This is a genomic window from Achromobacter pulmonis (assembly GCF_021733725.1).
GTDB lineage: Bacteria > Pseudomonadota > Gammaproteobacteria > Burkholderiales > Burkholderiaceae_B > Achromobacter > Achromobacter pulmonis.
On the sequence record NZ_JAIFOT010000001.1, the window covers coordinates 2434854 to 2460325 of the forward strand.

The 25472-nt window shown below is 66.4% G+C and carries 19 protein-coding genes; 12 read left to right on the top strand and 7 right to left on the bottom strand.

Annotated elements, in window-relative coordinates:
* Nucleotides 1-7: 7 nt before the first annotated feature.
* The 6 genes from K2W61_RS11205 to K2W61_RS11230 all read right to left on the bottom strand — a co-directional run bounded on the left by K2W61_RS11205 (nucleotide 8) and on the right by K2W61_RS11230 (nucleotide 6563).
* Complete coding sequence (locus tag K2W61_RS11205) at nucleotides 8-1396, bottom strand: ABC transporter permease subunit (protein WP_236755621.1); 1389 nt, start codon at nucleotides 1394-1396, stop codon at nucleotides 8-10.
* A complete protein-coding gene (locus K2W61_RS11210) occupies nucleotides 1393-2103 on the bottom strand; it encodes an ABC transporter ATP-binding protein (protein ID WP_175132960.1) in 711 nt (236 codons plus the stop codon). Before K2W61_RS11210 ends, K2W61_RS11205 begins: the two co-directional genes overlap by 4 nt.
* 228 nt (nucleotides 2104-2331) lie before the next feature.
* A complete protein-coding gene (locus K2W61_RS11215; RefSeq protein WP_175140325.1) occupies nucleotides 2332-3723 on the bottom strand; it encodes an MFS transporter in 1392 nt (463 codons plus the stop codon).
* Nucleotides 3724-3754: 31 nt separating this feature from the next.
* Nucleotides 3755-4903 (bottom strand): galactonate dehydratase, encoded by a 1149-nt coding sequence (dgoD, locus tag K2W61_RS11220; RefSeq protein WP_236755622.1) that lies wholly within the window; start codon nucleotides 4901-4903, stop codon nucleotides 3755-3757.
* Nucleotides 4900-5553 carry a 2-dehydro-3-deoxy-6-phosphogalactonate aldolase gene (locus tag K2W61_RS11225; protein ID WP_236755625.1) on the bottom strand — a complete coding sequence of 218 codons (654 nt, stop codon included), beginning with the start codon at nucleotides 5551-5553 and terminating at the stop codon, nucleotides 4900-4902. Before K2W61_RS11225 ends, dgoD begins: the two co-directional genes overlap by 4 nt.
* Nucleotides 5550-6563: a 2-dehydro-3-deoxygalactonokinase gene (locus K2W61_RS11230; RefSeq protein ID WP_175132956.1), complete on the bottom strand. Its 1014-nt coding sequence runs from the start codon at nucleotides 6561-6563 to the stop codon at nucleotides 5550-5552. The genes K2W61_RS11225 and K2W61_RS11230 overlap by 4 nt, the downstream gene beginning before the upstream one ends.
* Before the next feature lie 320 nt (nucleotides 6564-6883).
* On the opposite strand from K2W61_RS11230, the gene K2W61_RS11235 reads away from it, so the two are divergent.
* The 8 genes from K2W61_RS11235 to K2W61_RS11270 all read left to right on the top strand — a co-directional run bounded on the left by K2W61_RS11235 (nucleotide 6884) and on the right by K2W61_RS11270 (nucleotide 18308).
* Nucleotides 6884-7720: an IclR family transcriptional regulator gene (locus tag K2W61_RS11235; RefSeq protein WP_175132955.1), complete on the top strand. Its 837-nt coding sequence runs from the start codon at nucleotides 6884-6886 to the stop codon at nucleotides 7718-7720.
* 117 nt (nucleotides 7721-7837) lie between these two features.
* A complete protein-coding gene (locus tag K2W61_RS11240; protein WP_175132954.1) occupies nucleotides 7838-8344 on the top strand; it encodes an RNA polymerase sigma factor in 507 nt (168 codons plus the stop codon).
* A gap of 72 nt (nucleotides 8345-8416) precedes the next feature.
* Nucleotides 8417-9436, top strand: a complete 1020-nt coding sequence (locus K2W61_RS11245; protein ID WP_236755627.1) for a FecR family protein — start codon at nucleotides 8417-8419, stop codon at nucleotides 9434-9436.
* Between the two features lie 241 nt (nucleotides 9437-9677).
* Nucleotides 9678-12791 (top strand): TonB-dependent hemoglobin/transferrin/lactoferrin family receptor, encoded by a 3114-nt coding sequence (locus tag K2W61_RS11250; protein WP_236755628.1) that lies wholly within the window; start codon nucleotides 9678-9680, stop codon nucleotides 12789-12791.
* A 139-nt stretch (nucleotides 12792-12930) separates the two neighbouring features.
* The gene (locus K2W61_RS11255; RefSeq protein ID WP_236755629.1) at nucleotides 12931-13536 is read left to right on the top strand and encodes a heme acquisition protein HasA; all 606 of its coding nucleotides are present in this window, start codon (nucleotides 12931-12933) and stop codon (nucleotides 13534-13536) included.
* A gap of 133 nt (nucleotides 13537-13669) precedes the next feature.
* The gene (locus K2W61_RS11260) at nucleotides 13670-15607 is read left to right on the top strand and encodes a type I secretion system permease/ATPase (protein ID WP_236755630.1); all 1938 of its coding nucleotides are present in this window, start codon (nucleotides 13670-13672) and stop codon (nucleotides 15605-15607) included.
* Entirely contained in the window at nucleotides 15604-16956 is a 1353-nt protein-coding gene (locus K2W61_RS11265; protein WP_236755631.1) for an HlyD family type I secretion periplasmic adaptor subunit, read from the top strand. The genes K2W61_RS11260 and K2W61_RS11265 overlap by 4 nt, the downstream gene beginning before the upstream one ends.
* Nucleotides 16953-18308: a TolC family outer membrane protein gene (locus K2W61_RS11270; protein WP_236755632.1), complete on the top strand. Its 1356-nt coding sequence runs from the start codon at nucleotides 16953-16955 to the stop codon at nucleotides 18306-18308. The genes K2W61_RS11265 and K2W61_RS11270 overlap by 4 nt, the downstream gene beginning before the upstream one ends.
* 104 nt (nucleotides 18309-18412) lie before the next feature.
* Here the strand turns inward: K2W61_RS11270 and K2W61_RS11275 are convergent, their stop codons facing one another.
* Nucleotides 18413-19348: a LysR family transcriptional regulator gene (locus K2W61_RS11275; protein ID WP_175132948.1), complete on the bottom strand. Its 936-nt coding sequence runs from the start codon at nucleotides 19346-19348 to the stop codon at nucleotides 18413-18415.
* A gap of 98 nt (nucleotides 19349-19446) precedes the next feature.
* On the opposite strand from K2W61_RS11275, the gene K2W61_RS11280 reads away from it, so the two are divergent.
* From K2W61_RS11280 to K2W61_RS11295, 4 genes are all read left to right on the top strand, one after another.
* On the top strand, nucleotides 19447-20922 hold the full coding sequence (locus K2W61_RS11280; protein WP_175132947.1) for an aldehyde dehydrogenase: 1476 nt from the start codon (nucleotides 19447-19449) through the stop codon (nucleotides 20920-20922).
* Nucleotides 20923-20927: 5 nt separating this feature from the next.
* On the top strand, nucleotides 20928-21962 hold the full coding sequence (locus K2W61_RS11285; protein WP_175140333.1) for an NAD-dependent epimerase/dehydratase family protein: 1035 nt from the start codon (nucleotides 20928-20930) through the stop codon (nucleotides 21960-21962).
* 96 nt (nucleotides 21963-22058) lie between these two features.
* Nucleotides 22059-23018: a tripartite tricarboxylate transporter substrate binding protein gene (locus K2W61_RS11290; RefSeq protein WP_236755633.1), complete on the top strand. Its 960-nt coding sequence runs from the start codon at nucleotides 22059-22061 to the stop codon at nucleotides 23016-23018.
* Nucleotides 23019-23518: 500 nt separating this feature from the next.
* The gene (locus K2W61_RS11295; RefSeq protein WP_236755635.1) at nucleotides 23519-25465 is read left to right on the top strand and encodes a hypothetical protein; all 1947 of its coding nucleotides are present in this window, start codon (nucleotides 23519-23521) and stop codon (nucleotides 25463-25465) included.
* Nucleotides 25466-25472 lie beyond the last annotated feature (7 nt).

Sequence of the window (25472 nt, forward strand, 5' to 3'; positions counted from 1 at the left end):
GAATCTCCTACAGGGCGGTCTGGCGGGCCACGGCGCGCCAGGCAAAGGCCACGCTCAACAGCAGCGCCACGGCCAGCATCATCAGGCTCAGGCGGGCCTCGCGCAGCGCCCAGCCGGCGGGCGGGGCCTGGTAGTGGAACGGCGGCACGCGCGCCCATAGCGACGGGCCGGCCTGATACGAGAAATGCTGGTGTTCCAGTGTGTCGGCGTGCGCCACCAGGTCGGCGCTGACGATGTCCTGGATCACGCGGCGCTGCCGTTCGGCGGCGGTGGTGAAATCGCGGTGATGGGCGAAGTCGGTGCCGGCCATGGCGGCCGACAGCGCGCGCACCGCCAGCAGCGGCATCAGCCAGCCGGCCGTTTCCTGCACGGTCTGCTGGCGCTCCCAGGTGTCCCACAGGCGGCCGAAGTGGCGGTCATACACGGCGTAGGCGGACTGGTCATCGAGCTTGAGCGCCAGGCCCCACTTGTTCAGCGGCACGTCGCGGCTCCAACGTTCGGTGGTGCCGAAGGCCTGCATCCAGACGCGGTCGGACGTGGCCTTGAGGTCGTCCTGCAGCGCCTGGTTGAACGCCAGGCGCGTCGGGCTGGGGTAGAGCCCGCGCGACAGTTCGGCCATGACGCGCGGCGCGATCACGGTGTTGGCGATCCACAACGCCAGCAGCACGGTGATGGCCACGCGCGACGAACGCGCGGCGGCCGATACGCCCAGCGTGACGAAGACGAAGACGGCCAGGTACAGCGCATAGCCGCCGGCCAGCACGCTGAAGCGCAGCATCGCATCGGCGCGGCCGCCAGCCAGCCATACCGCCGCGATGGCGGCCAGCGCCGCCGGCACCAGCAGCAGGGCCAGGCTCATGGCCAGCGCCGTGGCCTTGCCCCACAGCAGGCGCCAGGGCGCCACGCCCAGGCTCAGCGTCTGGCGCAGGATGCCTTGTTCGCGCTCGCCCGAGAAGGCGTTGAAGCCCAGCACGATCACCAGCAGCGGTCCCAGCGCCTGCAGGATCCAGGCGGCCGACAGGTCGCCGAAGCGCTGCAGGCCGGTGGCGTCCTGCGCCGGGCGGAACTTGACCTCGCTCTGGCGGTGCGCCTGCAGCCACACGGTGCTGCCGATGTACGGATTGATGCCGGGGTCGAGCAGGGCCAGCGTGGTGTCGGGCTTGAAGACATGCATGCCCTGGTGGGCGGCGTCGTGCGGATGGCGCGCGCCCTGCTTGAGCCAGTCGCTGTAGTCGGTGTTCTGGGCCGCGGCCTGTTCGGCGCGCGCCTCCTGCTGGTGTAGGTAGCCGACCGCCAGCGCCGTCAGCAGCAGCACCGCGACGATGCCGCCGGCCCAATACAGCCGGCCGTCGCGCAGCCGTTCGCGCAGGTCCTTGAGGGCGATCAGCAGGATCATGCGTCGGACCTCATGTGCGCCAGGTATAGCGCTTGCAGGTCGACCTCGCCGATCTGCGCGGTGTCCAGGCTTTCGACCAGCCGGCCGCGCTTCATGATGCCGATGCGGGTGGCGGTCTGGCGCGCGTGGAACAGGTCGTGGGTGGTGGCGAGGATGGCCACGCCGCGTTCGGCGGCGCGTTGCAGCAGGCGGGTGAATTCGGCGGCGGCGGAAGGGTCCAGGCCCGAGGTGGGTTCGTCCAGCAGCAGCGCGCGGGCATTCTTGGCCAGCGCCACGGCGATCCACACCTTCTGCCGCATGCCCTTGGAATAGGCGGCCACGCGCTTGTCGGCGGCCGCCGGGTCCAGGCCGACCTCGGCCAGCAATTCCAGCAACCGCGCGCGCGGCGGCGCTTCGCCCAGGGCCAGCGCGGCGAAGTAGCGCAGGTTCTCCAGGCCGCTGAGGGTGCCATACAAGTTGACCTGTTCCGGGATGTAGGCCACGTGGCGCTTGCTGGCCAGCGGTTCGCGCGCCACGTCCAGCCCGTGGATCAGGGCCTGGCCGCCATCGGGCGCGATGAAGTTCAGGAACAGGTTGATGGTGGTGGTCTTGCCGGCGCCATTGGCGCCCAGCAGGCAGTAGATCTCGCCCGGCTCGATGCGCAGGTCCAGCGGGTGGAGCGCGATCTGGTCGCCGTAGCGTTTGGTCAGGCCGATGGCTTCGAGCACTGCAAATCCTTCTTCGTCCGAAGATGCGGGGAGTTCAGGGGGGAGGGGGCCGCCAATGACGCCGTCCTGGCGCGCGGGCCGAATTGGGAATGACTATTGTTAGAGATGATATAACATAACGTGATTATATCGCCATCCATTGTTCGGAACTTTGGCGAAACCGGAGATCCAAAGCAGAAGGGCGTCCACATGGACGCCCTTCGTCATTGCGATAGCGGTGCGCGCCGATCAGGCCTCGATGCGCTCCACCTTGCCCACCAGCAGGATGTACGACAGCGCACCCAGCAGCGCCAGCGACGACACATACACGATGGCTGGCGCGAAGTTGTCCTGGGATACCAGGAAGCCGATCACGATCGGCGTGCAGATCGACGACAGGTTGCCGACGAAGTTGAAGACCCCGCCGGTCAGCCCCAGCAGACGCACCGGCGCCAGAGTCGATACCAGCGACCAGGTGATCGACGCCAGGCCGTTGCCGAAGAACGCCACCGCCAGGAAGAAGATCACCCACGGCGTGGAATCGGTGAAGTTGGCGCCGATCATCGACGTCGAGATCAGCAGGCCCAGGATGATCGGCAGCTTGCGCGCCAGGCCCACCGTGGCGCCGCGGCGGATCAGGAAGTCCGACAGCACGCCCGAGCACAGCACGCCGACGAACGCCGCCAGGAACGGCACCGACGCCAGGAAGCCCGACTTGATGAAGTCCATGCCGCGGTACTTCACCAGGTAGGTCGGGAACCACGTCAGGAAGAACCACAGCGTCGAAGTCAGGCAGAACTGGCCCAAGTACACGCCCCACAGCTTGCGCTGGCTCATCACCAGGCCCAGGTCGTTCCAGTTGAACGGGGCCTTCTTTCGCCGCCGGGCGGCCCCAAGGGGAAAGGCACCCCCTTGGGGGGCAGGAAGCCCGTCTTGCGGGCGCGCCGTGGGGGCGTCTTCATTGACGCGTTTGTCCAGGTCGACCACGCCGCCGCCTTTCTGGATCAGCTCGATCTCGGCCGCGTTGGCGCCCTTGAACTGGCGCGGCTCACGGTAGATCAGGTACCACAACACGCCCCAGACGATGCCCAGCAGGCCGGTGCTGACGAACACCATGTGCCAGCCATAGCGGTGCTGCAGCCAAGCCAGCACCGGCGTCAGGAACGCCAGGCCGACGAACTGGCCCGAGGTGTAAAAGCCGATGGCAGTGGCGCGTTCCTTTTCCGGGAACCAGGTCGTGACGACGCGGTTGTTGATCGGATAGGCCGGCGCTTCCAGCGCGCCCACGGCCAGGCGCAGCACGAACAGGATCACGAAGCTGCCGGCAAAGCCCATGAAGAACGTGGCCGCCGACCACAGGATCAGCGCGGCCGCGTACAGCACGCGCGGCGACACCCGGTCCACCAGCCAGCCGCCGGGGATCTGCATGGCGGCGTAGGTCCAGCCGAAGGCCGACAGGATCAGGCCTTCATGCACCGTGTCCAGGCCGAACTCGTCCTTGAGCGCGGGCGCGGCGATGGACAGGTTGCTGCGGTCCAGGTAGTTGATGACGACGGTGATGAACAGCATCACCATGATGAGATAGCGGCTGCGCGTCGGCCGCTGGGCGCTTTGCAGGCCCGGGTGGGTGGCGGTGGTCAAGGGGGTCTCCTCTCTTGCTTTTTCTACCGGCTTACCACTCGGCGAAGCTGCCGTCGGCGTGGCGCCAGATGGGGTTGCGCCAGCGGTGGCCGACCGCCGCGCGCTCTTTGACGTATTCCTCGTTGACCTCGATGCCCAGGCCGGGGCCCTGCGGAATCTCGACCATGCCGTTCTCGTAGGCGAACACCTCGCGGTTGCTGACGTAGTCCAGCAGGTCGTTGGCCGCGTTGTAGTGGATGCCCAGGCTCTGCTCCTGGATGAAGGCGTTGTAGCAACCGGCGTCGATCTGCAGGCAGGTGGCCAGCGCGATCGGACCGAGCGGGCAGTGCAGTGCCAGCGCCACGTCGTAGGCCTCGGCCATGGCGGCGATCTTGCGCGTTTCGGTGATGCCGCCGGCGTGCGAGGGATCGGGCTGGATGATGTCGACGTAGCCGTCGGCCAGCACGCGCTTGAAATCCCAACGCGAGAACAGGCGCTCGCCCAGCGCGATCGGCGTGGACGTCAGCGGCGCCAGTTCCTTCAGCGCCTCGTAGTGTTCGCTCAGCACCGGCTCTTCGATGAACATCAGCTTGAACGGGTCCAGCTCTTTCATCAGCACCTTGGCCATGGGCTTATGCACGCGGCCATGGAAGTCCACGCCGATGCCGACGTTGGGGCCGACCGCCCCGCGCACGGCGGCCACGTTCTCCAGGCACTTCTCGACCTTGTCGAACGAATCGATGTACTGCAATTCCTCGGTGCCGTTCATCTTCACGGCGGTGAAGCCGCGCTCGACCGCGCCCTTGGCGGCCGCCGCGGTGTCGGCCGGGCGGTCGCCGCCGATCCACGAATACACGCGGATGCGGTCGCGCACGTTGCCGCCCAGCAGTTGCGACACGGGCACACCCAGGTCCTTGCCCTTGATGTCCCACAGCGCCTGGTCGATGCCGGCCAGCGCGCTCATGTGGATGGCGCCGCCGCGATAGAAGCCGCCACGGTACAGCACCGTCCAGTGGTCCTCGATGTTGCGCGGATCCTTGCCGATCAGGTAGTCCGACAGTTCCTCGACGGCGGCGGCCACCGAATGGGCGCGGCCTTCCACCACCGGTTCGCCCCAGCCGACGATGCCGGCGTCGGTTTCGATCTTCAGGAAGCACCAGCGGGGCGGCACGATGTAGGTGGTGAGCTTGGTGATCTTCATGCTTGGGTCTCCTGGGCCGGATAGGCGCGTTGCCAGGCGGCCATGAAAGCGCGCGCGTTCCGGCCGACTTCGGTGGCCGACAGGCCGGGTTGGTACAAGGCGGAGCCCAGGCCGAAGCCGCTGGCGCCCGCCTGGGCATAGGTGGCAAGGTTGTCGGGCGTGATGCCGCCGACCGGCATCAGCGCGATCGGCGGACGCATCACCGCGCGCCAGGCCTTGAGCACGGCCGGGCCGAGCTGCTCGGCCGGGAACATCTTGAGCGCGTCGGCGCCGGCCGCCAGCGCCGCGAAAGCCTCGGTCGGCGTGGCCACGCCGGGACACGACGCCAGGCCGGCGGCCTTGGCCGCGCGCACCACGGCCAGATCGCTGTGCGGCATGACGATCAGCTCGCCGCCCGCGTCCTTGATGCGGGCCACCTCGGCGGGGTCCAGCACGGTGCCGGCGCCGACCAGGCAATCGGCCGGCAGCGCGTCGCGCATGGCGCGGATGCTGACCAGCGGCTCGGGCGAATTGAGCGGCACCTCGATCAGGCGAAAACCCGCCTGGTACAGCGCCTGCGCGACAGGCACGGCCTCGGCCGGCGTGATGCCGCGCAGGATAGCGATCAGGCCGCAATGGGCCATGGCGGTTTGCAGTCCGGTATGGGTCATGGTGGGGTCTCGGAAGTGGGGAAGGGCACCAGTCCGGCGCTGACCGCCAGGTGCCACAGGCCGCGCTCGGTGGCGTGCTTGGCCAGTTGCGGCGTGCCCAGGCCGTAGTGCCGCAGCGCCAGGATGTAGCGCTGGCACAGCGCGTCGTCGCCGCACAGCACGATGCGCGGCAGGTCGCCCTGCAGATGCAGCATGTCGGCCAGCGCGGAAATTTCATGGCCGATCAACAGGCCCGACAGGTAGTCGGCCTGCGACACCCCGGCCAGTTCGCCGGTCAGCCCCAGCGCGCGGGTGCTGAAGATCGTCGACAGCACGCCGGCGCGGCCGGCGGGCACGCCGGCCACTTTCAGGCCACGCTCGAAGGCCGCCATGTCGGACGCCCGCGCCTCGACCATGGTGCGGCCCAGAATGGTGTGGCCGCGCAGCGCGGCGTAGACCTCGCCGGTCATGAAGGTATCGAAGTGCGTGACCTGGCCGCGGCGCGTGTTGACCCATTTCGAATGGGTGCCGGGCAGGCCGATCAGCACGTTGGCGGCGGGGTCGTCGACCTGGCCGGACAGCACGCCGAACACCTGCGTTTCTTCGCCGCGCATCACATTGGGCAGGCCATGGCGCTGGATCAGGCCGGGCACGATGTGCAGCGGCGCGGCGCCGTGGCGCTCGACGCGCGTCAGCAGCGTGCCGATGCGTTGCAGGTCGACCGGCACGTCCAGGTAGGCGGCTTCCTGCCAGCCCTGGGCGCTGCCGACCATGCCGCAGGCGATCACCGGCAGGTGGGGCTCGGCCCGCAGCCAGTCGCCGCAGGCCTGCTCGAACGCCAGTTCGAAGCCCGATTGGCCGCTGGGCGTGGCGGCGCCGTCCTGCAAGGGCTGCGGCAGGCGCATGATGCCCCACGGCAGGTGGCGGGTATCGAGCGTGCGGCCGGCGCCATCGAGGCGGTAGGCGCGCAGCGAAGAGGTGCCCCAGTCCAGCGCGATGAGGGCCGCGCGGGCCGGCAATCCGGTTGTCATCAGAGTCTGTGTCTCGTCTCGGGCCGGCGATGCGCTGCGGGCGAGGACGCGCCGGGAGGCGCGGTAGTCGCGGGGGCAGGCGGTGGCCGACCTTGTTGTCGTCAGGCCCGCGCCGACGCCGGGGCGGCGGCGGGCAGGCTGCGAAAAATTCTAGATCAGCGCTTGAAAAATCTCAAAATATAGAATTATATCCCATATATAGGGAACTTGGCCTGAGGGGATAATGAAGCCGTGCCGGGGCTACGCCATGCCTTCGCCTTCTGCCTCGTCTTCCGCCTTCGCCTGCCGTTCCACCTTTGCAATAGCCGCGCCTGCCCCCCATGCCCGATTCATCGCCCGCCTCTCCTGCCTACGACCCCGACGCCACGGCCCCCGCCGGCACCCAGACCCTGATGCGCGGGCTGGGCGTGATCCAGGCCGTCGCCGCCGGGGCGCGCGATCTGAAAGACATCTGCGCCCATATCGGCGTGGCGCGCAGCACCACGCACCGGCTCGCCAGTTGCCTGGTGCAGGAACGCTATCTGCGCACGCTGCCCGGCGTCGGCTACGTGTTGGGCCCGAAGCTGATCGAACTCGGTTTCCAGGCGCGCGAAGCCTTTCCCATGGCCACGCTGGCGCGGCCTTACCTCGACGCCCTCGCGGCCGAGACCGGCGACACCATCCACCTGGCGGTGCGCGACAACGACGAAGTGCTCTACCTGGAAAAGATCCCCGGCAAGAAGGGCCTGGAGATGCGCTCGCGGGTCGGCCACCGCATGCCGCTGGCCGCGACCGGCGTCGGCAAGGCGTTGCTGCTGGACGCCGACGAGCCGCAATGGAAAGCGCTGCACCGCATCGGCGCGCCGGTGTCCTCGCGCGCGCCCGGCGGCGGCCAGACCTGGGAAGCCTTCCGCGACCGCATGCGCGACTACGCCGCCAACGGCTACGCCTTCGACCTCGAAGACAACGAGCCGTCGATCCGCTGCGTGGCCGCGCCGGTGCGCGATGCGTCCAGCGGCATCGTCGCCGCCATCAGCGTGTCCAGCACGGTGCCGTACATGTCGCTGGACCGCATGCGCGAGATGGTGCCGGTCGTGCGGGAGGCCGCCGCGCGCATTTCGGCGGAACTGGGTTGGAAGGTGCAAGGCGCGCCCACCCGGCCGCGCGCGGCCGACTGAGATAAATCTCCGACGAAATCGCATGTCGCAGCCGCCGGCCCCGCTGGGGATCGGTGCTAGTCTCGTCGCTCATCCTTGATGTCCATCATGATCGAGTAGATTGACGGCGACGAGCAAGTGGCGCCCAAACCTGATGTCGCGCGCCTGTATGCGGCTTATGCCGAGCGGCTGCGTCGCTACCTGTTCCTGAAAACCGGCGAAGCCGAACTCAGCGCCGACCTGGCGCAGGAGTGCTTCGCCCGTCTCGTCGCGCAGGAAGACGAACTGCCGTCCGACGACGCCCTGGCCTATCTGTACGCCATCGCCAACCGCCTGCTGATCGATCACCGCCGCAATCATCATCAGGCCCGCACCGAGGTCGCGTCGGACGCGTTCCTGGAAAGCGTGCGCGACCTGCGCATCGCGCCCGATGTCCACGTGCACATTCGCCGGCAACTGGCACGATTGGCGGCGACCCTGGCCGAACTGCCGGTGCGCACGCGCCAGATTTTCCAGCTTTGCCGCATCGAGGGCTTGAGCCACGCGGAGGCCGCCCGCTATCTGGATATCTCTCCCAGCTCGGTGCAGAAGCACCTGGCCATGGCGCTGGAACTGATGCGCGAACGCCTGGGAGACGACCCTTGAACGCCCGCATCCGCGACTTTTTTTACTGTTTTTCGCGGCTGGGCCGTTTATCTAGTTTATGAAGAGCCCATCATGCCCCCCGTGAACCGCTCCGGCCGCGAACGACGCCTGCGCCGACAGGCCAGCCTCTGGGCGCTGCGCCTGGCCAGCGGCGCGCTGGCGCCGGCCGAGAAGCGCCGCCTGGACCGTTGGCTGGCGCGCGACTCGCGCCACGGCCCGGCCCTGGCCGACGCCGAGATGGCCTGGGCCTTGGCGGGGCAATGCCGCGATCTGGCCCTGTTCGCGCAGCCGGTGCCCCGGCCGCAGCGCTCGCCTTGGCGCGCCTGTGTCGCGTCATGGTGGCGGGCGGGCCGCATGGCGCCCCGGCGGCGCGCGGTCGTGATGGCGGGCGTGGCCCTGGCGGTCGCGGGGTCGATCGGCGGGCCGGAGGTGGCGGCGCCCTGGCTGGCAGACTATCGCAGCGCGGTCGGTGAAATCCGATCCTTCGATCTTCCGGATGGCAGCCACGTGCTGTTGGGCAGCAACAGCGCGCTCGACGTGGAATACGACGCCACGACCCGCCGGGTCCGGCTGCTGCGCGGCGAAGCGGTGTTCGCGCCCGCGCCCACGGGCGCGGCCGAACCGCGCCGGTTCGTGGTGGCGACGGCCGGCGGCAGCATGACCGCGCTGGGTACGCGCTATGCCGTGCGTCGTCGCGATGCGGGCCATGCCTGGATCGGCGTGTTGCAGCATCGTGTCGAGGTGGCGCTGGACCGGGCGCCCGCCTCGGGCGACGCCCGCGCAACGCTGGCGGACGGAGAAAGCGCCACCTATAGCCACGCCGATGGCATCCTGCGTAACGGAAAAGCGCCCGCGCTCGGCGCCGCCTGGGCCGAGGGCTATCTGGTCTTCGATGGCGAGCCCCTGGCTCAGGCCCTGCAACGCATCGGCGAGTTCAAGCCGGGCCAACTGATCCTGGCGAATCGCGGCGCTGCCCGCCTGCCCGTGCATGCGCTGTTCCATCTGGACAATCTCGAAGGCGCGCTGGCCACGCTCTGTGCCGAGATGCATCTGAAGCGGTTGCGGTTGCCGGGAGTGGTGTTGCTGTACTGAATCCCAGCGCCCTGGACAGGGTTCGCAGAGCGCGGCACAAGCGCTGGTTGGTCTGGCATGCCCGCCTGTTCGCGGGCCGGCGCCGCACGCAAAAGTTCCGGTAAACCTAAGACGAAATCCGTTCGGTTCGTCGGCGCTTCCCTAGGGGGACTGTCCTTTTTCCAACTTTTTTTACTGTAGTTCGCTTCTCATCCGTTAATGGTAATGATGCGCGTTTGCATCGGCAGAAACTGAAGATGACATGAAGCGAAGACTGATCAATGCCCGCGTGGCGGGCCGCATGATGGGAGCAGGGCTGCTCGCAATGCCTTGCGTGGCAACCGTGTGGGCGCAGTCGCCGACGCCGGTGGTGGCGGGGCAACCCGGTCACCAGGACCGCAAGGACGCCGCCGCGCAGTCACGCTCCTTCGATGTCCCCGCCCAACCCATGGCGCAAGCGGTACTGGCGTTTGCACGCCAGGCCGGCGTCGATCTCTATGTGGGGGACGTCGATCTTTCCGCATACACAAGCGCCGCTCTCCAGGGCGCCTACAGCCCTGTCGCGGCGCTGGCCCATCTGCTGGGCAGCAGCCCCATCGGCTATCGGGTATCGGAAGGCAGCGGACGCATGAGCTTTCGGTTGGTCGATAACAGCCAGGCCGGACGTGCCAAGGTTTACTCAATGACGCCTGTCGTCGTCCAGGGCAACACCGTCAACGAGCGCGTCTACCAGGCCCCCCGCGCCGTCAGCATCGTCACGCGCGAAGAGATGGACCGCGTCCCGGTGCGCCACGCCGCCGAACTCATCCAGGACACCCCCGGCGTCGCCAGCGCCGTCAACCGCCAGAACCCCGGCCTGTCGATCAACATCCGCGGCATGCAGGACTTCGGGCGCGTCAACATGATGATCGACGGCATGCGCCAGGACTTCGTGCAGAACGGGCACATGCAGCGCAATGGAGAAATGTATGTCGATTCGGAATTGCTGTCCGAGGTGCAGGTAGAGCGGGGCGTGGTGCGCGGGGTGCATGGCACCGGCGCGATGGCGGGAAGCGTTGACTTTCGCACGCTGGATTTCGGGGATGTGCTGCGCGAAGGCAGAGATATCGGTTGGCGGCTGCGCGGTACGTCCGGGATGGGCTATCAGGGCAACGGCGTCAACTTTCTGGGCAGCGCGGCGGGCGCGGCGCGCGCGGGTGAAAACCTGGAAGTGATGGCGGCGGTGTCGCGGCGGTCGATCGGGGATTATCGGATTGGTACGCGCGGAGGAATCGAGGGCCAGAATTCAGTTTGGTTCAATGGCGGAAAAATCGAGTTCAACGATGTGAAGTTTGCCGCGCAAGAACAGGACTCCAGTCTGTTCAAGGCACGCTGGAAGCTGAGCAATGATCAGTCGCTGTTGTTCAGCTACGTTGGCACGCGAGTCGGATACTCCTACACCACTGATGCCGACATGTCGGTACAGGAGAGTGGCACTCCTTGGCGCAAGATGGGAACTTCGAAGGCTCATTCAAACAGCTACGCCCTCGATTACAAGATCAAGCCGGTGGGCAACCTTTTACTGGATTTAAAAGCGAAGATTTATAGAGTCGAAACAAATGTTGAGAATTACACGATGCCAACTTATCCAGGCTCCAGATTTGATGGCGGGTTCACAGACGCGGCAAAGATCCGAGAGAATATTGACAATGAGTACTGGGATAGCGGCACTTGTGAGAAGCCCAATAAAACTCCCTACGCGCTTGACGTTTGCAGGCAGTACGGTGTGGGCCGGAATAATCGTCTGTCTACCCAGACCCAAGGATTTCAGCTCGACAACACATCGCGTTTCATGTTCGGGGCGAGAACGCTTAGCGCCAACTACGGCGTAGAGTATTTCACTGACCATACGACTTCGAACCAGCGGTGGAATCACGACGGTCGCGAGGTGCGCCCCATTGGCACAACAGGTAAGGACGCGCTCAATCCCCAAGGCCGTCGCAGCATGGGGAGCATCTTCGCAGAGCTGAAGCTGGAAGACGATTTTTTCACAGTATCGGCCAGCCTTCGTTACGAGCGCTACGGACTCAAGGGCAAGACGCAAGTTCCCGGTAAGCAAACTATCCACCTATCCAGGCTCGACAAATTTGCAAAAGAAATGTGCGCGTATGGCGCCTTTCCAGGGCTGGCGCCGAACGAAAACCCGCGCAGTCAGGTTCAGGCTGTTTACGGGCCAGGTTGCCGTTTAGCGTTGGCTGGCGACGAATCGGCCATCGCTGCTTGGTGGGCCGATGTGCCGACGTACGTCGATCAACGTGGAAGAACGAGGAACTTCTACATACCTGGCGGACGTAGATCCACCGACTACGAAAAGGAGTTCCAGCCTGAGGATCTGAACGATCAGAACGCCTTGTATGACTACGACGTGAATCGTAGTGCAGGGATGCTGCTGCCCTCGGTGGCTGGCGCGGTTCGGCCAACCAATTGGCTGGAACTGTACGGGAGCTGGGGTAAGTCCTGGAGGCCTCCCGCCATCAACGAAATGCTGATGGTGGGCAATCATCCTAAAGACGGCTTTGCCACCATTTTCCCTAATCCGAATGCCGAGCCGGAAACTTCGCGGACCTGGGAGGTAGGCGCCAACACCATATTTCAGGACATCGCGTTGGATGGCGACAGCTTGTTGGTAAAGGCGGGTTACTTCGATACGAGGGCGGATAACTATCTTTTTTCGTCCATGGACGTCATTTTGCCCGGCTCCAACCTGGAAAGGTTGCCGTTGCCAGGCACAACGGCCTTCGTCAACAACCGCAACCGTACGAAGTTTCGCGGCTTGGAACTTGAGGGGCGTTATGAGGCTGGCTGGATCTACGGGGGGGCGAGCTATACCCATTATCTAGGTGGCCCCAACAAGTTCTGCGAAGACCTTTACTTCCTGGGGGCGGGCGAAAACAAATTCGACCGCCCGAATGCAGACGGAAGCTATTCAGTCGAGCATCAGAAAGCTCTCGCGCGTGGATATGAATCGTGGCGAGCTTGGGCTGATGATCAGGTCGTCTGCGGCAACTTCGTCTTCAACAGTGCGATCGCCAAGCCGGTGGATAAAGGCACGTTGCTGGTCGGCGTGCGCTTGCTGGAGCGCAAGCTGGACACCGGCGTGAGATTCAACTACAGCGGTGACGGTTGGTACAACCGCGATTCTGGCGGTTCCCAGGTTTGGTTTAAGTACACGACTTGGGACTGGTATGCCAGTTATCAAGCCAATGACAACGTCAAGCTTATGGCGTCAGTCGAGAACATCACCAATCGCATGTATGTCGACGGATATTCCGATGCGATGGCTCGCACATTCGCGCCGGGGCGCTCCGTTGCGTTGGGCATGGAGGTTCGCTTTTAGGCAAGTAGTTGCTCGGGTGGGGGTATGCCTACCCGAGAAAGGGACATGCGGATTTTCCGCATGTGCGACGTACACATAGTGCGGCGCTTTTTTGGGTCGGGGATTCACCCCGGCAATTGGTAATAAACGGAGCATGACAATGTCTGCACAAGTAAGCTTTATCGATATCAGCCACCTTCCCACGGGGATCACCTTGGAGAGTTCGTTGGAGCTCATGCTGGACGCGTTCCAGAATGGTGGCGTTGCCGGTGAGCACACCAACGTTCCCAATAAGGGCGGATTCTTCGGTGGCAACGCCTTCAACGGCACTGACTATGGCTATGTCAGCAAAGCGGTTGCCAACTACGCCTTCGTGGCTTCGGGTGACTTGCACTACTTCTTCCCTCCTTACAGCGGCCACGCAGGCGATGGCCCGACCGCGCACACAGTGTGGGGTTCATTGGATTCCATCACCTTGGGCGGTGGCCTGGACGGAGCCGGGCATGTGGTGGACCCGCTCATTACGTTTACTTTCGATCAGCCTATCGAGGGTGACGTTGCCGATGGACGCGGCAACGAAGTGCATGACATCGTTTGGGGCTTGATGAACGGTTCGGTTGCTGGCACGCCAGACAAGATCAGCCACATCACGAACGGAGGTTTGGTCGACGCCTTGGAACAGAACGGGATGGATATGCACATCTCCATCGCCGACCTCGTCGGCCACAACTTCGCCACCGAAGCCGACCTCGCCCTGGCGGCATAACCCTTCCGTGAGTTTCCCCGCGGCTTCTCGGCCACGCGGGTCACGGTCGTGGCGGGCCTATTCCCCGCCGCGACCGTCTTTTTGTTTATTCATTCGCGACTCCCGGCTGCCAGCCGGACAAGGACACACCACCATGCAGCAAGACCAGAAGCGCGCGGGCGCGGCACCGGAGGGAGGTGCACTGGATATCAAATCTCTGCTGGCGCGTTTCCGCACCGGCTGGGTCAGCGTGGCGGCCTTCAGCGTTGCCGCCAACCTGCTGATGCTGGCGCCGTCGCTCTACATGCTGCAGGTGTACGACCGTGTGCTGGCGTCCGGCAACGTCTTCACCCTGGTCATGCTGAGCCTGATGATCGTCGGGCTGCTGGCGTTGATGGGCGCGCTGGATTACGCGCGCAGCGCGGTCATCATCCAGATCGGCGCGCGCTTTGACGCGGCGCTGGCGGGGCGTGTGCATGAAGCGGCGTTCCAGCGCGGCCTGGCGGGCGTGCCCGCCAACGCGGGGCAGGCGGTCAGCGACCTGAACACGGTGCGCCAGTTCCTGACCGGCAGCGCGGTGTTCGCGTTCTTCGATGCGCCGTGGTTTCCGCTGTTCCTGCTGGTGATGTTCCTGTTCCATCCGTGGATGGGAACGCTGGCGTTGGCGGGCGCCGTGGTTCTGGTGGCGCTGGCGTGGCTCAACGAGCAGGTGTCGCGCAAGCTGCTGGCCGAGGCGGGCGGGCTGTCGGTGCGGGCGGGCATCGAGGCCGAAGGGCAGTTGCGCAATGCCGAGGCGATTCAGGCCATGGGCATGCTGGCGCGGCTGCGGTCGCGCTGGCAGCGGTTGCACGTGGGCTACGTTCGGCGCCAGGGGTTGGCGAGCCGCCGTTCGGCGATGATTGCCAGCATGTCCAAGACGGTGCGCCTGGCGCTGCAATCGCTGGTGTTGGGCCTGGGCGCGTGGCTGGTGCTGCAGAGCCATGTCAGCGCCGGCATGATGATCGCGGGATCGATCCTGATGGGGCGGGTGCTCAGCCCCATCGACCAGGTGATCGGCGCGTGGCGGCAATGGGCGGGCACGCGGCTGGCGTGGCGGCGCCTGCAGGACCTGCTGGAAACGTATCCGCGGCAGCCCGCCGGCCTGACGCTGCCCGAGCCGACGGGCGCGCTGCGGCTGGAGGGGGTGACGGTGACGCCGCCCGGTGCCGCGCAGCCGACGTTGGTGAACGTGTCGTTCGCGCTGGAGCCGGGGCAGGTGCTGGGCGTGATCGGGCCGTCCGGCGCGGGCAAATCGACGCTGGCGCGATTGGTGGCGGGCGTCTGGCCGGCGCGGCTGGGCGCGGTGCGGCTGGACGGCGCCGACCTGCGGCAATGGGAACGTACGCGGCTGGGAGAATGGTTGGGCTATGTGCCGCAGGACGTCGAGCTGTTCTCAGGGACGGTGGCCGAGAACATCGCCCGCTTTCCCGATCCGGACAGCGACGGCGAGGAGCTGGCGCGGCGCGTCATCGAGGCCGCCCGGCTGGCCGGGGCGCACGACATGATCCTGGCCTTGCCGCGCGGCTATGACACGCCGCTCGGCACCGGCGGCCAGGGGCTGTCGGGCGGGCAACGCCAGCGTATCGCGCTGGCCCGCGCGCTGTATGGCACGCCGCGCCTGGTGGTGCTGGACGAGCCCAATGCCAGCCTGGACGAGGTTGGCGAGCAGGCCTTGCTCGATGCGTTGGGACGGTTGCGCGAGATCGGCGCGACGGTGGTGCTGGTGACGCACCGGCCCAAGGTGCTGGCGGCCACGACCCATCTGCTGCTGCTGCGTGACGGACGCGCGCAGCGCTTTGGCGCGACCAGCGAGGTGTTGCGGCCGCCGCCGGAAGGCGCGGGCGGGACGCAGGCCCCGGCGGCCTTCCGGCCGAATGGGCCCGACGCGATGGCACCTTCTGGCCGGCCGGCGGGGGCGGCTGGCATGGCGGGCGAGGCCGGGTCCGGCGGCGCGGCGTCCGCATCGTCGGCGCGCAGGCCGGCATCGGTGACGCAGGCGTATCCCTTGGCCGGCGGGGCGTTTGCGGGCCAGTTCTCCGGAGGCAAGGCATGACCGGACGCACCGAAGGCAATCGCGTGCGGGTGTTGCGGCCCGAGCGCGACAGCGGTGAATCCAACGCGGTCGATCCGATGGCTACCGCCGGGTGGTCGGCGCGTTTCGGCTGGTGGGTGCTGGCGTTGGGCTTTGGTGGCTTTCTGGCGTGGGCCGCGTGGGCGCCGCTGGACAATGGCGTGGCGATGCCGGGCATCGTGGTGGTGACCGGCGAACGGCAGGCCGTGGACAGCATCGAAGGCGGCGTGGTCAGCGCCTTGCTGGTGGCCGAGGGCGATACCGTGCAAGCCGGCCAAGCCCTGGTGCGGCTGGACGATACGCGGGTCCGCGGCGAGGCGCGCAGCCTGCGCACGCAGTTGGCGGCCGTGACCGCCCGCGAGGCCCGTCTGCTGGCCGAGCGCGATGGTCGCGACGACCTGGCATCGCCAGCCGAGCACGCGGACGCTGACGCCATCGCTGCCCTGGAAATGGAACGCCAGTTGTTCGCCAGCCGCCGCGCGGCGCTGGCGGGCGAACTGGCCAGCATCCAGGCCACGCTGTCCGGCAGTCGCGCCCTGGCCGGCGGCCTGGAGGCAACGCTGGCGCACAAGCGCACGCAGCGCGCCCTGCTGCGCGAGCAGCTGGGCAATCTGCGCGAGTTGGCCCGCGAGGGCTATGTGCCGCGCAATCGGGTGCTGGAACTGGAGCGGTCCCTGGCGCAACTGGATGGCGACATGGCGACGGACCTGGGCACGCTGGGTCAGACGCGCCAGCAGATCGCCGAACTGGGCGTGCGCGCGCAGCAGCGGCGCGATGCGTTCCAGCGCGAAGTGCGCACGGATCTGGCGGAAACCCGGGTGCAGCGCGAACAGTTGGCGCAGAAACTGGACACGGCGCGGTTCGATCTGGCGCACAGCGAGATCCGCGCGCCGGCCAGCGGCACTGTGGTGGCCCTGGCGATCCATACGGTCGGCGGCGTGGTGCAGCCGGGTTCGCGCCTGATGGAGATCGTGCCGCGGGACCAGCCGCTGGTGGTGGAGGGGCGCCTGCCGGTGGAGTCCATCGACAAGGTGCATGCCGGCCTGCCGGTGGAGCTGATGTTCACGGCTTTTGATGCCAGCCGCACGCCGCGCCTGGAGGGGGCGGTGACGCTGGTGTCGGCCGACCGTTTCGAGGACGAGCGCGGCGGCCGGCCCTATTACCGCCTGCGCGCGGATGTGGCGCCGGGGCAGTTGCGCCGTATCGGCGACGCGCCGCTGCAAGCGGGCATGCCGGTGGAGGTGTTCGTGCGCACGGGCGAGCGTTCGCTGTTGAATTACCTGTTCAAGCCCTTGCTCGATCGCGCGCGGCTGGCGTGGGGGGATGCATGAGCCGTTTGTCGAGACGGGCCGCGGCATGGACGCTGGCGTGGGGGATGCTGCTGCCGGTGGGCGCGGGCGCACAGGCGCTGGATTTTCGGCAGGCGTACGCCATGGCGCTGGGCGCTGACCCGACCTGGCAGGCGGCGCGGGCGCGCGAGCGGGCCGATGCCGAGGAGTTGGCGCTGGGCCGCAGCGGCCTGTTGCCCAGCCTGAGCTATCACTACAGCCGGGCCCGCAACGACACCACGTCGCGCCAGCAAAGCCGTTGGGGCACGTTGGAGCAGCGGTCGCGCTATGGCAGCTATGCCTCGGGCTTCACGCTCAGCCAGCCGCTGTTCGACGCGGCGGCGTTCGCGCAGTACCAGGCGGGACGCGAACGCGCCGAAGCCGCGGGCCTGACCCTGGCGCGCGCCCGGCAGGCGCTGGCGGTGCGCGTGTTGCAGGCCTACACCGCCGTGCTGGCGGCGCAACGGGCGCTGGCGCTGACGCAGGCGCAGGGCCGTTCCCTGCAAGAGGACGCCCGCCGCAGCGCGCGCTTCGTGGCGGCCGGGCAGGGCACGCGTACCGACCAGCTTGAGATCGAGGCGCGCGCCAATGTGGTCCAGGCGCAGGAGATCGAGGCGCGGGACCAGTTGCGCGAGGCGCGCAATGCGTTGCGCGCCATCGTCGGGCCGGCGTTGGCAGATCGGCCGCTGGCGCCGGTGGACCTGGGCGGGTTGGCCCGGCTGGCGGTGGACGAGCATGATCTGGCGGGATGGCGCGCGCTGGCGCTGGACGGCAATCCGGAACTCCAGGCGCAGCGCCACTTGCTGCAGGCCAGCCGTCAGCGCTACGAAGCCGCCCGCGCCGGACACCTGCCCACCGCGCGCTTGTATGCCCGCAAGCAGTTGACCAACTCCAACGGCGAGAACCAGATCGGCCAACGCTACGACAGCGGGTCGGTCGGCATCGAGGTCAGCATTCCGCTGTACTCGGGCGGAAGAACCTCGGCGGCCAGCGGGCAGGCCCTGGCCGAGCAGGAGGAAGCGCAGCACAAATTGCAGGCGGCCACCTGGGCGCTGCTCGATGATCTGGAGCGGCAGTTCCACACCTTCGCCAGCAGCGGCCAGCGTATCGCGGCCTACCAGCAGGCGGCCGATGCCGCCGGCCTGCGCGTGCAAGCGACGCGGCGCAGCGTGCAGGGCGGCGAGCGCACCAACCTGGATGTGCTGGATGCCGAACGGCAGCGCTTCGAGGCGCTGCGCGACCTGGACCGCGCGCGCTATGACCATCTGCTGTCCTGGCTGACGCTGCGCTGGCAGGCCGGCGTGCTGGATGACGCGGACGTGGCGCGCGTGGGGACGTTGTTCGTGGCGGGCTGAGGCGGGCTTGCCACGGCGGGCCAGGGCCGGCTTGGTTCGCAATGGGCCGGGCGCGCGCTCGGGCCGGCTGGCTGGCGCTTTCCGGCCGCGTATCCGCGCCCGGTTTACTTCAACGGCGGCAATGGCAACAGCCGCCGCGAGATGGCCTGCATGGCGGTCGCCAGTTGCGCCGCCAGCGCCTGGGCGGCTGGCGATAGCGAGCGGTCGCGCCGGTGCAGCAGGCCGATGGCGCGCCGCGCCGAGGCGTCGCACAGCGGCGCGGCGCGCAGGCCGGCCAGGTTCAGTTCCGGCAATGCCAGGCGCGGCAACACACTCACGCCCAGGCCCTGGCGCACCATGCCGGCCGCGGTACCCATGTTGGTGACGTCATAGCGCAGGGCGGTGGCCGGCGCGCCGGTTTCCTCGCGCACCGCGCGGTCGAACTGCTGGCGGGCATTGGAGCCCTGCGACAACAGGATCAGGTCGTAGCGCAGCACGTCGCGCCAATGCAGCGGGCCGCGCTTGCGGTCCAGGCGATGGCCTTCCGGGTAGATGGCGCAGAAGCAGTCCTCGGCCAGCGCCGTGAACGACAGGTCCGGCGCCGGCTCGGCCAGCGCGCCGACGGCGAATTCGATCTGGTTGGTGCGCAGCATGGCCACCAGCTCGTCGTTGTGGGCCTCGACCACCCGCACCTTCAATGCCGGATGCCGTTGCCGCAGCGCGCCGGCCGCCACGGGCAGCAGCGCCAGCGCGGTGGAGGGCAGCGCGCCCAGCGTGACGTTGCCGCGCCGCACCGCCGCCAGGTCCGCCAGGCTGCGGTAGGCTTCTTCCAGGTCGGCGATGGGGCGCTGCACCCGGGCATGGAAATCCTGCCCGGCCGAGGTCAGGCTGATGCTGCGGGTGGTGCGTTCGAACAGCCGCAGGCCGAGCACGTCCTCCAGGTCCTGGATCAGCGCGGTGAATGAGGGCTGCGTCACGCCCAGTTGGTTGGCGGCGTGGGAGAACGAACCGCTATCCACCGCCAGCAGAAAGGCCTTGAGCGGCCGGTACTTGATATTCATAGCCATAAGCTAAGAATATAAGAAAAATATCGAATTGTGCCTAATAGTTGGCCGGCCGATGATGCGTCTACCGAAGACCTCTGGATTGCCCGACCCTTATGCACGCATCGAGCCACAAGCCCTTCCGGCTGGGCGCCGAATGGCGCCACAGCCAGGACGGCGACGCCGTCATCACTTCCATCAATCCCGCCGACGGCCGTGTCGCCGGCATCGTCACGCGCGCCCTGCCGCGCGACGTGGACAGCGCCGTGGCCATCGCCTGGGACGCGTTCCAGCGCCAGCCCTGGCGCAAGCTGCGCCCCGACCAGCGCGCCAACACGCTGTACGAGATCGGCCGCCGCCTGGCCGCCGAGCGCGAGCCGCTGGCGCGGCTGCAGATGCAGGACAGCGGCAAGCCGTGGAAGGAATGCCTGCACATGGTCGACAGCGCGGCCGGGCATTTCCGCTATTACGCCGCCGTCTGCGAGACCTGGCAGAACGAGATGACCTCGCCGCGCGGCGAGTATTTCTCGATGGCGCTGGCCGAGCCGTTCGGTGTGATTGCGGCCATCACGCCGTGGAACTCGCCCATCATGAACGAGGCGCAGAAGGCCGCGCCGGCCCTGGCGGCCGGCAATGCCGTGCTGCTCAAGCCGTCCGAGGAAACCCCCCAACTGGCGCTGGAACTGGCCCGCATCTGCGCCGAGGCCGGCCTGCCCGAAGGCATGCTGACGGTACTGCCCGGCCACGGCGAAGATGTCGGCGCCGCACTGGTCAAGCATCCCGGCGTGCGCATGGTGTCGTTCACCGGCGGCACCGAGACCGGCCGCGCCATCGGCGGCATCGCCGGCCAGCGCCTGATTCCGGTCGGCCTGGAGCTGGGCGGCAAGTCGCCGCACATCGTGTTCGACGACGCCGACCTGGACCGCGCCGTGGCCGGCGTGGTGTCGGGCATCTTCGGCTCGGCGGGCCAGAGCTGCGTGGCGGGTTCGCGCCTGTTCGTACAGAAGTCGATCTACGGCCGCTTCATGGACGCGCTGGTGGCGCGCACGCGCCAGGTGCGGGTGGGCCTGCCCGATGATCCGGCCACGCAGATGGGGCCGCTGGTGTCGCGCGCGCATCGCGACAAGGTGGCCGCCTATGTCGACATCGGCCGTGCAGAAGGCGGCTGCGTGCTGGCCGGCGGCGCCGCGCCGGACCGCGCCGAGCTGGCCCATGGCTGGTTCTATCTGCCCACTGTGATCGACGGGCTGGGCAACGGCGCGCGGGTCTGCCAGGAAGAGATTTTCGGACCGGTGCTGGTGGCGCTGCCGTTCGCGGACGAGGACGACGTGATCCAGCAGGCCAACGACACGCCCTTCGGCCTGGCCGCCGGCATGTGGACCGGCGACTACGCCCGCGCCTGGCGCGTGGCGCGCGAGATCGAAGCCGGCTCGGTCTGGATCAACACCTACAAGCAATCGCATATCGCCACGCCGTTCGGCGGCTTCAAGGCCAGCGGCATCGGGCGCGAGAAAGGCCTGCACGGCCTGCGCCTGTACAGCCAGGTCAAGAGCCTGTACTGGGGCATGCACAATCAACCGATGGGACTGTGAAGCACATGACGACTGACAATAAAAACGCGGCGCTGCCGCTGGCCGATGCCCGCATCCTGATCGCCGGCGCCGCCAGCCTGGTGGGCTCGCACACCGCCGACGCGCTGCTGGCCGCCGGCGTGCGCGAAGTGATCCTGCTGGACAACTTCGCCTTCGGCACGCCCGAGGCCATCGCCCACCTGCAAGGCAATCCGCGCGTGAAAGTGGTGCGCGGCGATCTGATGCGCCTGCCCGACCTGCTGGCCGCGACCGAGGGCGTGGACGGCGTGCTGCACCTGGCGGCCTACATGACGCTGGGTTTCGCGCAGACGCCGTGGCAGGCGGTGGACGTGAACATCCGCGGCGCGCAGAACATGCTGGAAGCGTGCCGCGCCAATCAGGTCAGGAAATTCGTATTCGCCTCGTCCAACGCGGTCTATGGCTACGGCAGCGGCATTGCCGGCGCGCTGGTCGAGAACGGCCCGTTCCATTCCGTCGGCGCGCCGCCCGCCGCGATCCTGTACGGCGCGTCCAAGATCATGGGCGAGCAGCTATGCCGCCAGTATTACCAGAAGAGCGGCCTGGACTATGTGGTGCTGCGCTATTCCACCGTCTATGGCGAGCGCCAGCACTACCGCGCCGCCAATTCGCTCTACATCATGGAAACCTACGACCGTGTGCGCCGGGGCGAACGCCCCGTGCTGCCGGGCGACGGCACCGACACCAAGCACTTCGTGCATGTGTCGGACGTGGCGCGCGCCAACGTCGCCGCGTTCCAGAGCGGCGCCACCGACGTCGCGGTGAACGTGTCCGGCCCCGCGCCCATCACCACCGGCGAGCTGGTGCGGCTGGTGTTGGACTACTGCAAAAGCGACCTGGAACCGGAGATCCGGCCGGACCCGCCGGGCACCGTGCGCCTGACCTCGGGCGGGGCATTTCATATTCCGCATGACCTGGCCGGGCGGCAGATCGGCTGGCAGCCGCAGGTGGACATGACCGAAGGCGTGACGCGCCTGCTGGCATGGCGCGAGGCGCAGGAAGGGAGCACGGGAACCATTTGACCCGGGGCGGCCGTCGCAGCCGTCCCGCGTGACGGGCCGGCGCGTCCGGTCCATCACAACGCATAACAACAGCAGTAACCCACACAGGAGACAACCATGTTTTTTACCCGCAAGGCGGCCGCTCGCGCCGCGCTGTCCGTGGCCGCGCTGTGCGCCGCATGGCCGGCCTGGGCCTGGCCCGACCATCCCATCGAGCTGGTGGTGGGTTTCGCGCCCGGGGGCGGCACCGACCTGACGGCCCGTTCGCTGGCGGTGTTCCTGGAAAAGGAGCTGGGCGCCACCGTCGTGGTGCAGAACAAGCCGGGCGCATCCAGCGCCATCGCGCTGTCGTACGTAGCGCGCGCCAAGCCCGATGGCTATACGCTGGCGATGACCAACATGCCCGGGCTGGTGTCGCTGCCGATCGAGCGCAAGGCCGGCTTCACCACTGGCGACTTCACCTACTTGGCCAACCTGGTGCGCGACCCCAGCGCCTTCAGCGTCGCGGCTGATAGCCCCTACCAGACGCTGGATGCCTTGATCAAGGCGGCGCGCGAGAAGCCCGGAACGATCAGCTATGGCTCGACCGGCGTCGGCACCGACGACCACCTGGCGCTGGTGCTGTTCCAGAACCTGACCGGCACCAAACTCAACCATGTGCCCTACAACGGCGCGGGGCCGCTGCGCAGCTCGGTGCTGGGCGGGCACACCGTGATCGGCGGCCTGAACCTGGGCGAAGTCATGCCCTATCACGGCAAGAACATGCGCGTGCTGGCCCAGGCCAGCGAAACGCGCTCGCCGCTGGGGCCGGACGTGCCGACGTTCAAGGAGCTGGAGGTGAACCTGGTGTTCGCCTCCGAGCGCGGCATCGTCGCGCCGAAGGGGCTGCCGGCGGATGTTGCCGAGAAGCTGCGCCAGGCCTTGGGCAAGGTGGCCGCCAATCCGGAATTCCAGGCGCAGATGAAGCAGCAGTTCACCGAGATGGATTATCTGGATGGGCCGCAGTGGCAGGAGCGGTTGAAGCAGGATGATGGGCGGCTGCGGAAGATCTGGGCGAGTACGCCTTGGGTGGAGTAGGGCGCTGGACGCTGTTGCCGCGATGGCGGTGACGTGCTCCGGTTGGCGGGACGCGGGCCAGGGTTTGGGAACTGGTCTGAATTGCGGCTTTTTTTTACTGTAAATCGCGGCTCAACCGTTTATGTCTATAGACGGTCGCCTGCGTGCCTGCGGGCGGCTAGTGATGATCTGCGATCAGGAGCCGCATCATGGGCGTACCCACACTTGGCGCTATCACCGTTGTTGGAACCTGGCCTCCCAACCCGCCGACATGGGGACCTTTCGGGGTGTGGGATTGGTACTGGGACTGGTACAGGGAGAGCGAGGGGGATTGGTACGGGAGGTGGGATGGAGAAGGGTTCGTTATTCAAGACCCCGAGCCGCGCAGCACCGCCCCTGATTCATCCGCGCCTGCCGCCGCACCTGAGCCGCCTGCTCCGGTTGTAGCCCCCGCACCTGTACCGTCCAATTGGGGAGGGCCTGCGTTGGAGTCTGGGCTGTGGTACATGGCGGAGAACGATATGTACCACTATGAGCGTTCTCTCGACATCCCCATTCCTGGCATAGATAGATTCATCGTTGAGGTGCTTCCTGGAATAAAGGACTATTACCTTTCCCACTACGCCGATGAATCCAGGCATTACCGCGATCCGGCATCCACTGGCGGCATGGCGGCATCGGTGGTCAGTGCGGTGGTGCCGGAAACAAGCAAGTTGCTGAAGTATGTTGGTCAATTGTTGCAGAGCAGTCTGGATGAGAAGGCTTTCAATACCTTGAAGTGGATGTCCCGCAAGAATAATTTTCTAATTCAAGGTTTGTTCAGTTGGAGCGCCATTCAGAAGGATATCGCCGCCGGTATATCGCCTAAGGTTGCAATAGGTTCCGAGGCGGCGCTGTTCACGTTTAATCTCGGAGCGTCATGGCTACTAGCTGGCGCGGCGGGCGCTGTTGGGCTTACGGCGACCGCGCCTGCGGCCGTTGCGGCATCCATCATCATAGGCGTCGGTGTTGCCATTGGTTCAGATCGATTTGGATTCAAGGGCTGGGCCGCCGAATTGATCGATGACGCGCTCTCGAACGTGGATGCTATGTTTATCGATCATCCTTCGAGCGTGGATGATGTCTCTTCCGACCATCACACACCGTCGGCTGGCAGCGATTTGGACATGTCGTTCCAGCCTGTTGTGTATGCGCTCATGCAGCCAAGCGCACCTTCCGCCGACGATGGATTGACACAGTTTTCCGACTATCAGATCTATCTGGCAATGCGCGAGATCATCGAACATCCGGAGGCGTATCCGGACGCGGCCGCCATCCTGCCCGATATCCTCTCAAGCATTGCAGACGCCATTCCGCCCGAAGATCTGGCAGGCGTCGATCCAGTGGACGGCGATTCGAGTTTGAGGTCTCCGCCCGAAACGGTTCGCTATGTCGCGATTGAACCCGATAACGGCCTCAAGATATACGTTGTTGATGATGACCGTTCGTATCTGTTCGTCGGCGACGACACGCCAAACAAGATGGTCGGCGGCAAGGCCATCAACTGGTTCATGCCGAAGACCGATCATGGCGGTGCCAATACGGTCATTGGCAATCCGGACGGCTACAACGTGCTGGATTTTTCGTTGAACGAAACAGGCGTCGATATCTTCATACAAGGCAATGACCGTGTGGATGATCGGATCAAGGCCCAGGCCCAACTCCACGGAGTTAGCGCTGGCTGGTTCGAAGAGCGCTTTCTTACGCGCTACAACGCCCTGAAATTACTGCGAGGATGGTTTGCATCCGAAGCGTTGAATGCCGAATCTTCCGCGCCGTTCTCCGAGGATAGTTATCGAAACATCGACTACATCATCGGCAGCCGTCATGATGACATCATCATCGGCGATGCGCTCGGCGGCATGACGATAACCGGCGGGGCGGGCAACGATACCTTCGTGCTGCATGGCGGCGGCAATCGCCTGGTGTTCAACGATGGAGATTTCGCCGCGCCAGGAAGCGGGGAAATCACCACCAAGTTCATTCACGGCCTGACAACAGGTTCGGAGGCCGACCACTTCAACGTGCAGCGATACATACCCAATTTCCCGGCGTTGCATGACTATTACGGGTTTCACCTGGATCCCGATGTGCTGGATTTTTCCAGTCTGGATGGCGACGTCAACACCGATGGCCATCAGGCGATGCGGTTCATCGGAGAACTCGCGTTTACCGGCCATGCCGGCGAGCTTAGGTACGTGACGATGGATTCCCGGGGATCGAGCGTCCCGATTCAGACGCCTGATGACAGCTACTACGTCAGTACCACCGTGCGGTTGGAAGGCGACAGAACCGGCACTGGCAAGGCGGATTTCTTTATCGAATATACCAATTACCTCAACCCGTCCAACTATAACGAACAGCATTTTGCGCAGTTGATCGGAAATATCTATCCGTTCCTCGATAACGAGAATTTCTTTTTCGGATAACCGAGTT

Bases quoted from the DNA above. Each gene is read 5' to 3' on its own strand.
- K2W61_RS11205 (WP_236755621.1), bottom strand. From the start codon at position 1,396: ATGATCCTGCTGATCGCCCTCAAGGACCTGCGCGAACGGCTGCGCGAC.
- K2W61_RS11295 (WP_236755635.1), top strand. From the start codon at position 23,519: ATGTACCACTATGAGCGTTCTCTCGACATCCCCATTCCTGGCATAGAT.
- K2W61_RS11225 (WP_236755625.1), bottom strand. From the start codon at position 5,553: ATGACCCATACCGGACTGCAAACCGCCATGGCCCATTGCGGCCTGATC.
- K2W61_RS11270 (WP_236755632.1), top strand. From the start codon at position 16,953: ATGAGCCGTTTGTCGAGACGGGCCGCGGCATGGACGCTGGCGTGGGGG.
- K2W61_RS11260 (WP_236755630.1), top strand. From the start codon at position 13,670: ATGCAGCAAGACCAGAAGCGCGCGGGCGCGGCACCGGAGGGAGGTGCA.
- K2W61_RS11275 (WP_175132948.1), bottom strand. From the start codon at position 19,348: ATGAATATCAAGTACCGGCCGCTCAAGGCCTTTCTGCTGGCGGTGGAT.
- K2W61_RS11265 (WP_236755631.1), top strand. From the start codon at position 15,604: ATGACCGGACGCACCGAAGGCAATCGCGTGCGGGTGTTGCGGCCCGAG.
- K2W61_RS11280 (WP_175132947.1), top strand. From the start codon at position 19,447: ATGCACGCATCGAGCCACAAGCCCTTCCGGCTGGGCGCCGAATGGCGC.
- K2W61_RS11255 (WP_236755629.1), top strand. From the start codon at position 12,931: ATGTCTGCACAAGTAAGCTTTATCGATATCAGCCACCTTCCCACGGGG.
- K2W61_RS11250 (WP_236755628.1), top strand. From the start codon at position 9,678: ATGAAGCGAAGACTGATCAATGCCCGCGTGGCGGGCCGCATGATGGGA.
- K2W61_RS11245 (WP_236755627.1), top strand. From the start codon at position 8,417: ATGCCCCCCGTGAACCGCTCCGGCCGCGAACGACGCCTGCGCCGACAG.
- K2W61_RS11235 (WP_175132955.1), top strand. From the start codon at position 6,884: ATGCCCGATTCATCGCCCGCCTCTCCTGCCTACGACCCCGACGCCACG.
- K2W61_RS11230 (WP_175132956.1), bottom strand. From the start codon at position 6,563: ATGACAACCGGATTGCCGGCCCGCGCGGCCCTCATCGCGCTGGACTGG.
- K2W61_RS11290 (WP_236755633.1), top strand. From the start codon at position 22,059: ATGTTTTTTACCCGCAAGGCGGCCGCTCGCGCCGCGCTGTCCGTGGCC.
- dgoD (WP_236755622.1), bottom strand. From the start codon at position 4,903: ATGAAGATCACCAAGCTCACCACCTACATCGTGCCGCCCCGCTGGTGC.
- K2W61_RS11285 (WP_175140333.1), top strand. From the start codon at position 20,928: ATGACGACTGACAATAAAAACGCGGCGCTGCCGCTGGCCGATGCCCGC.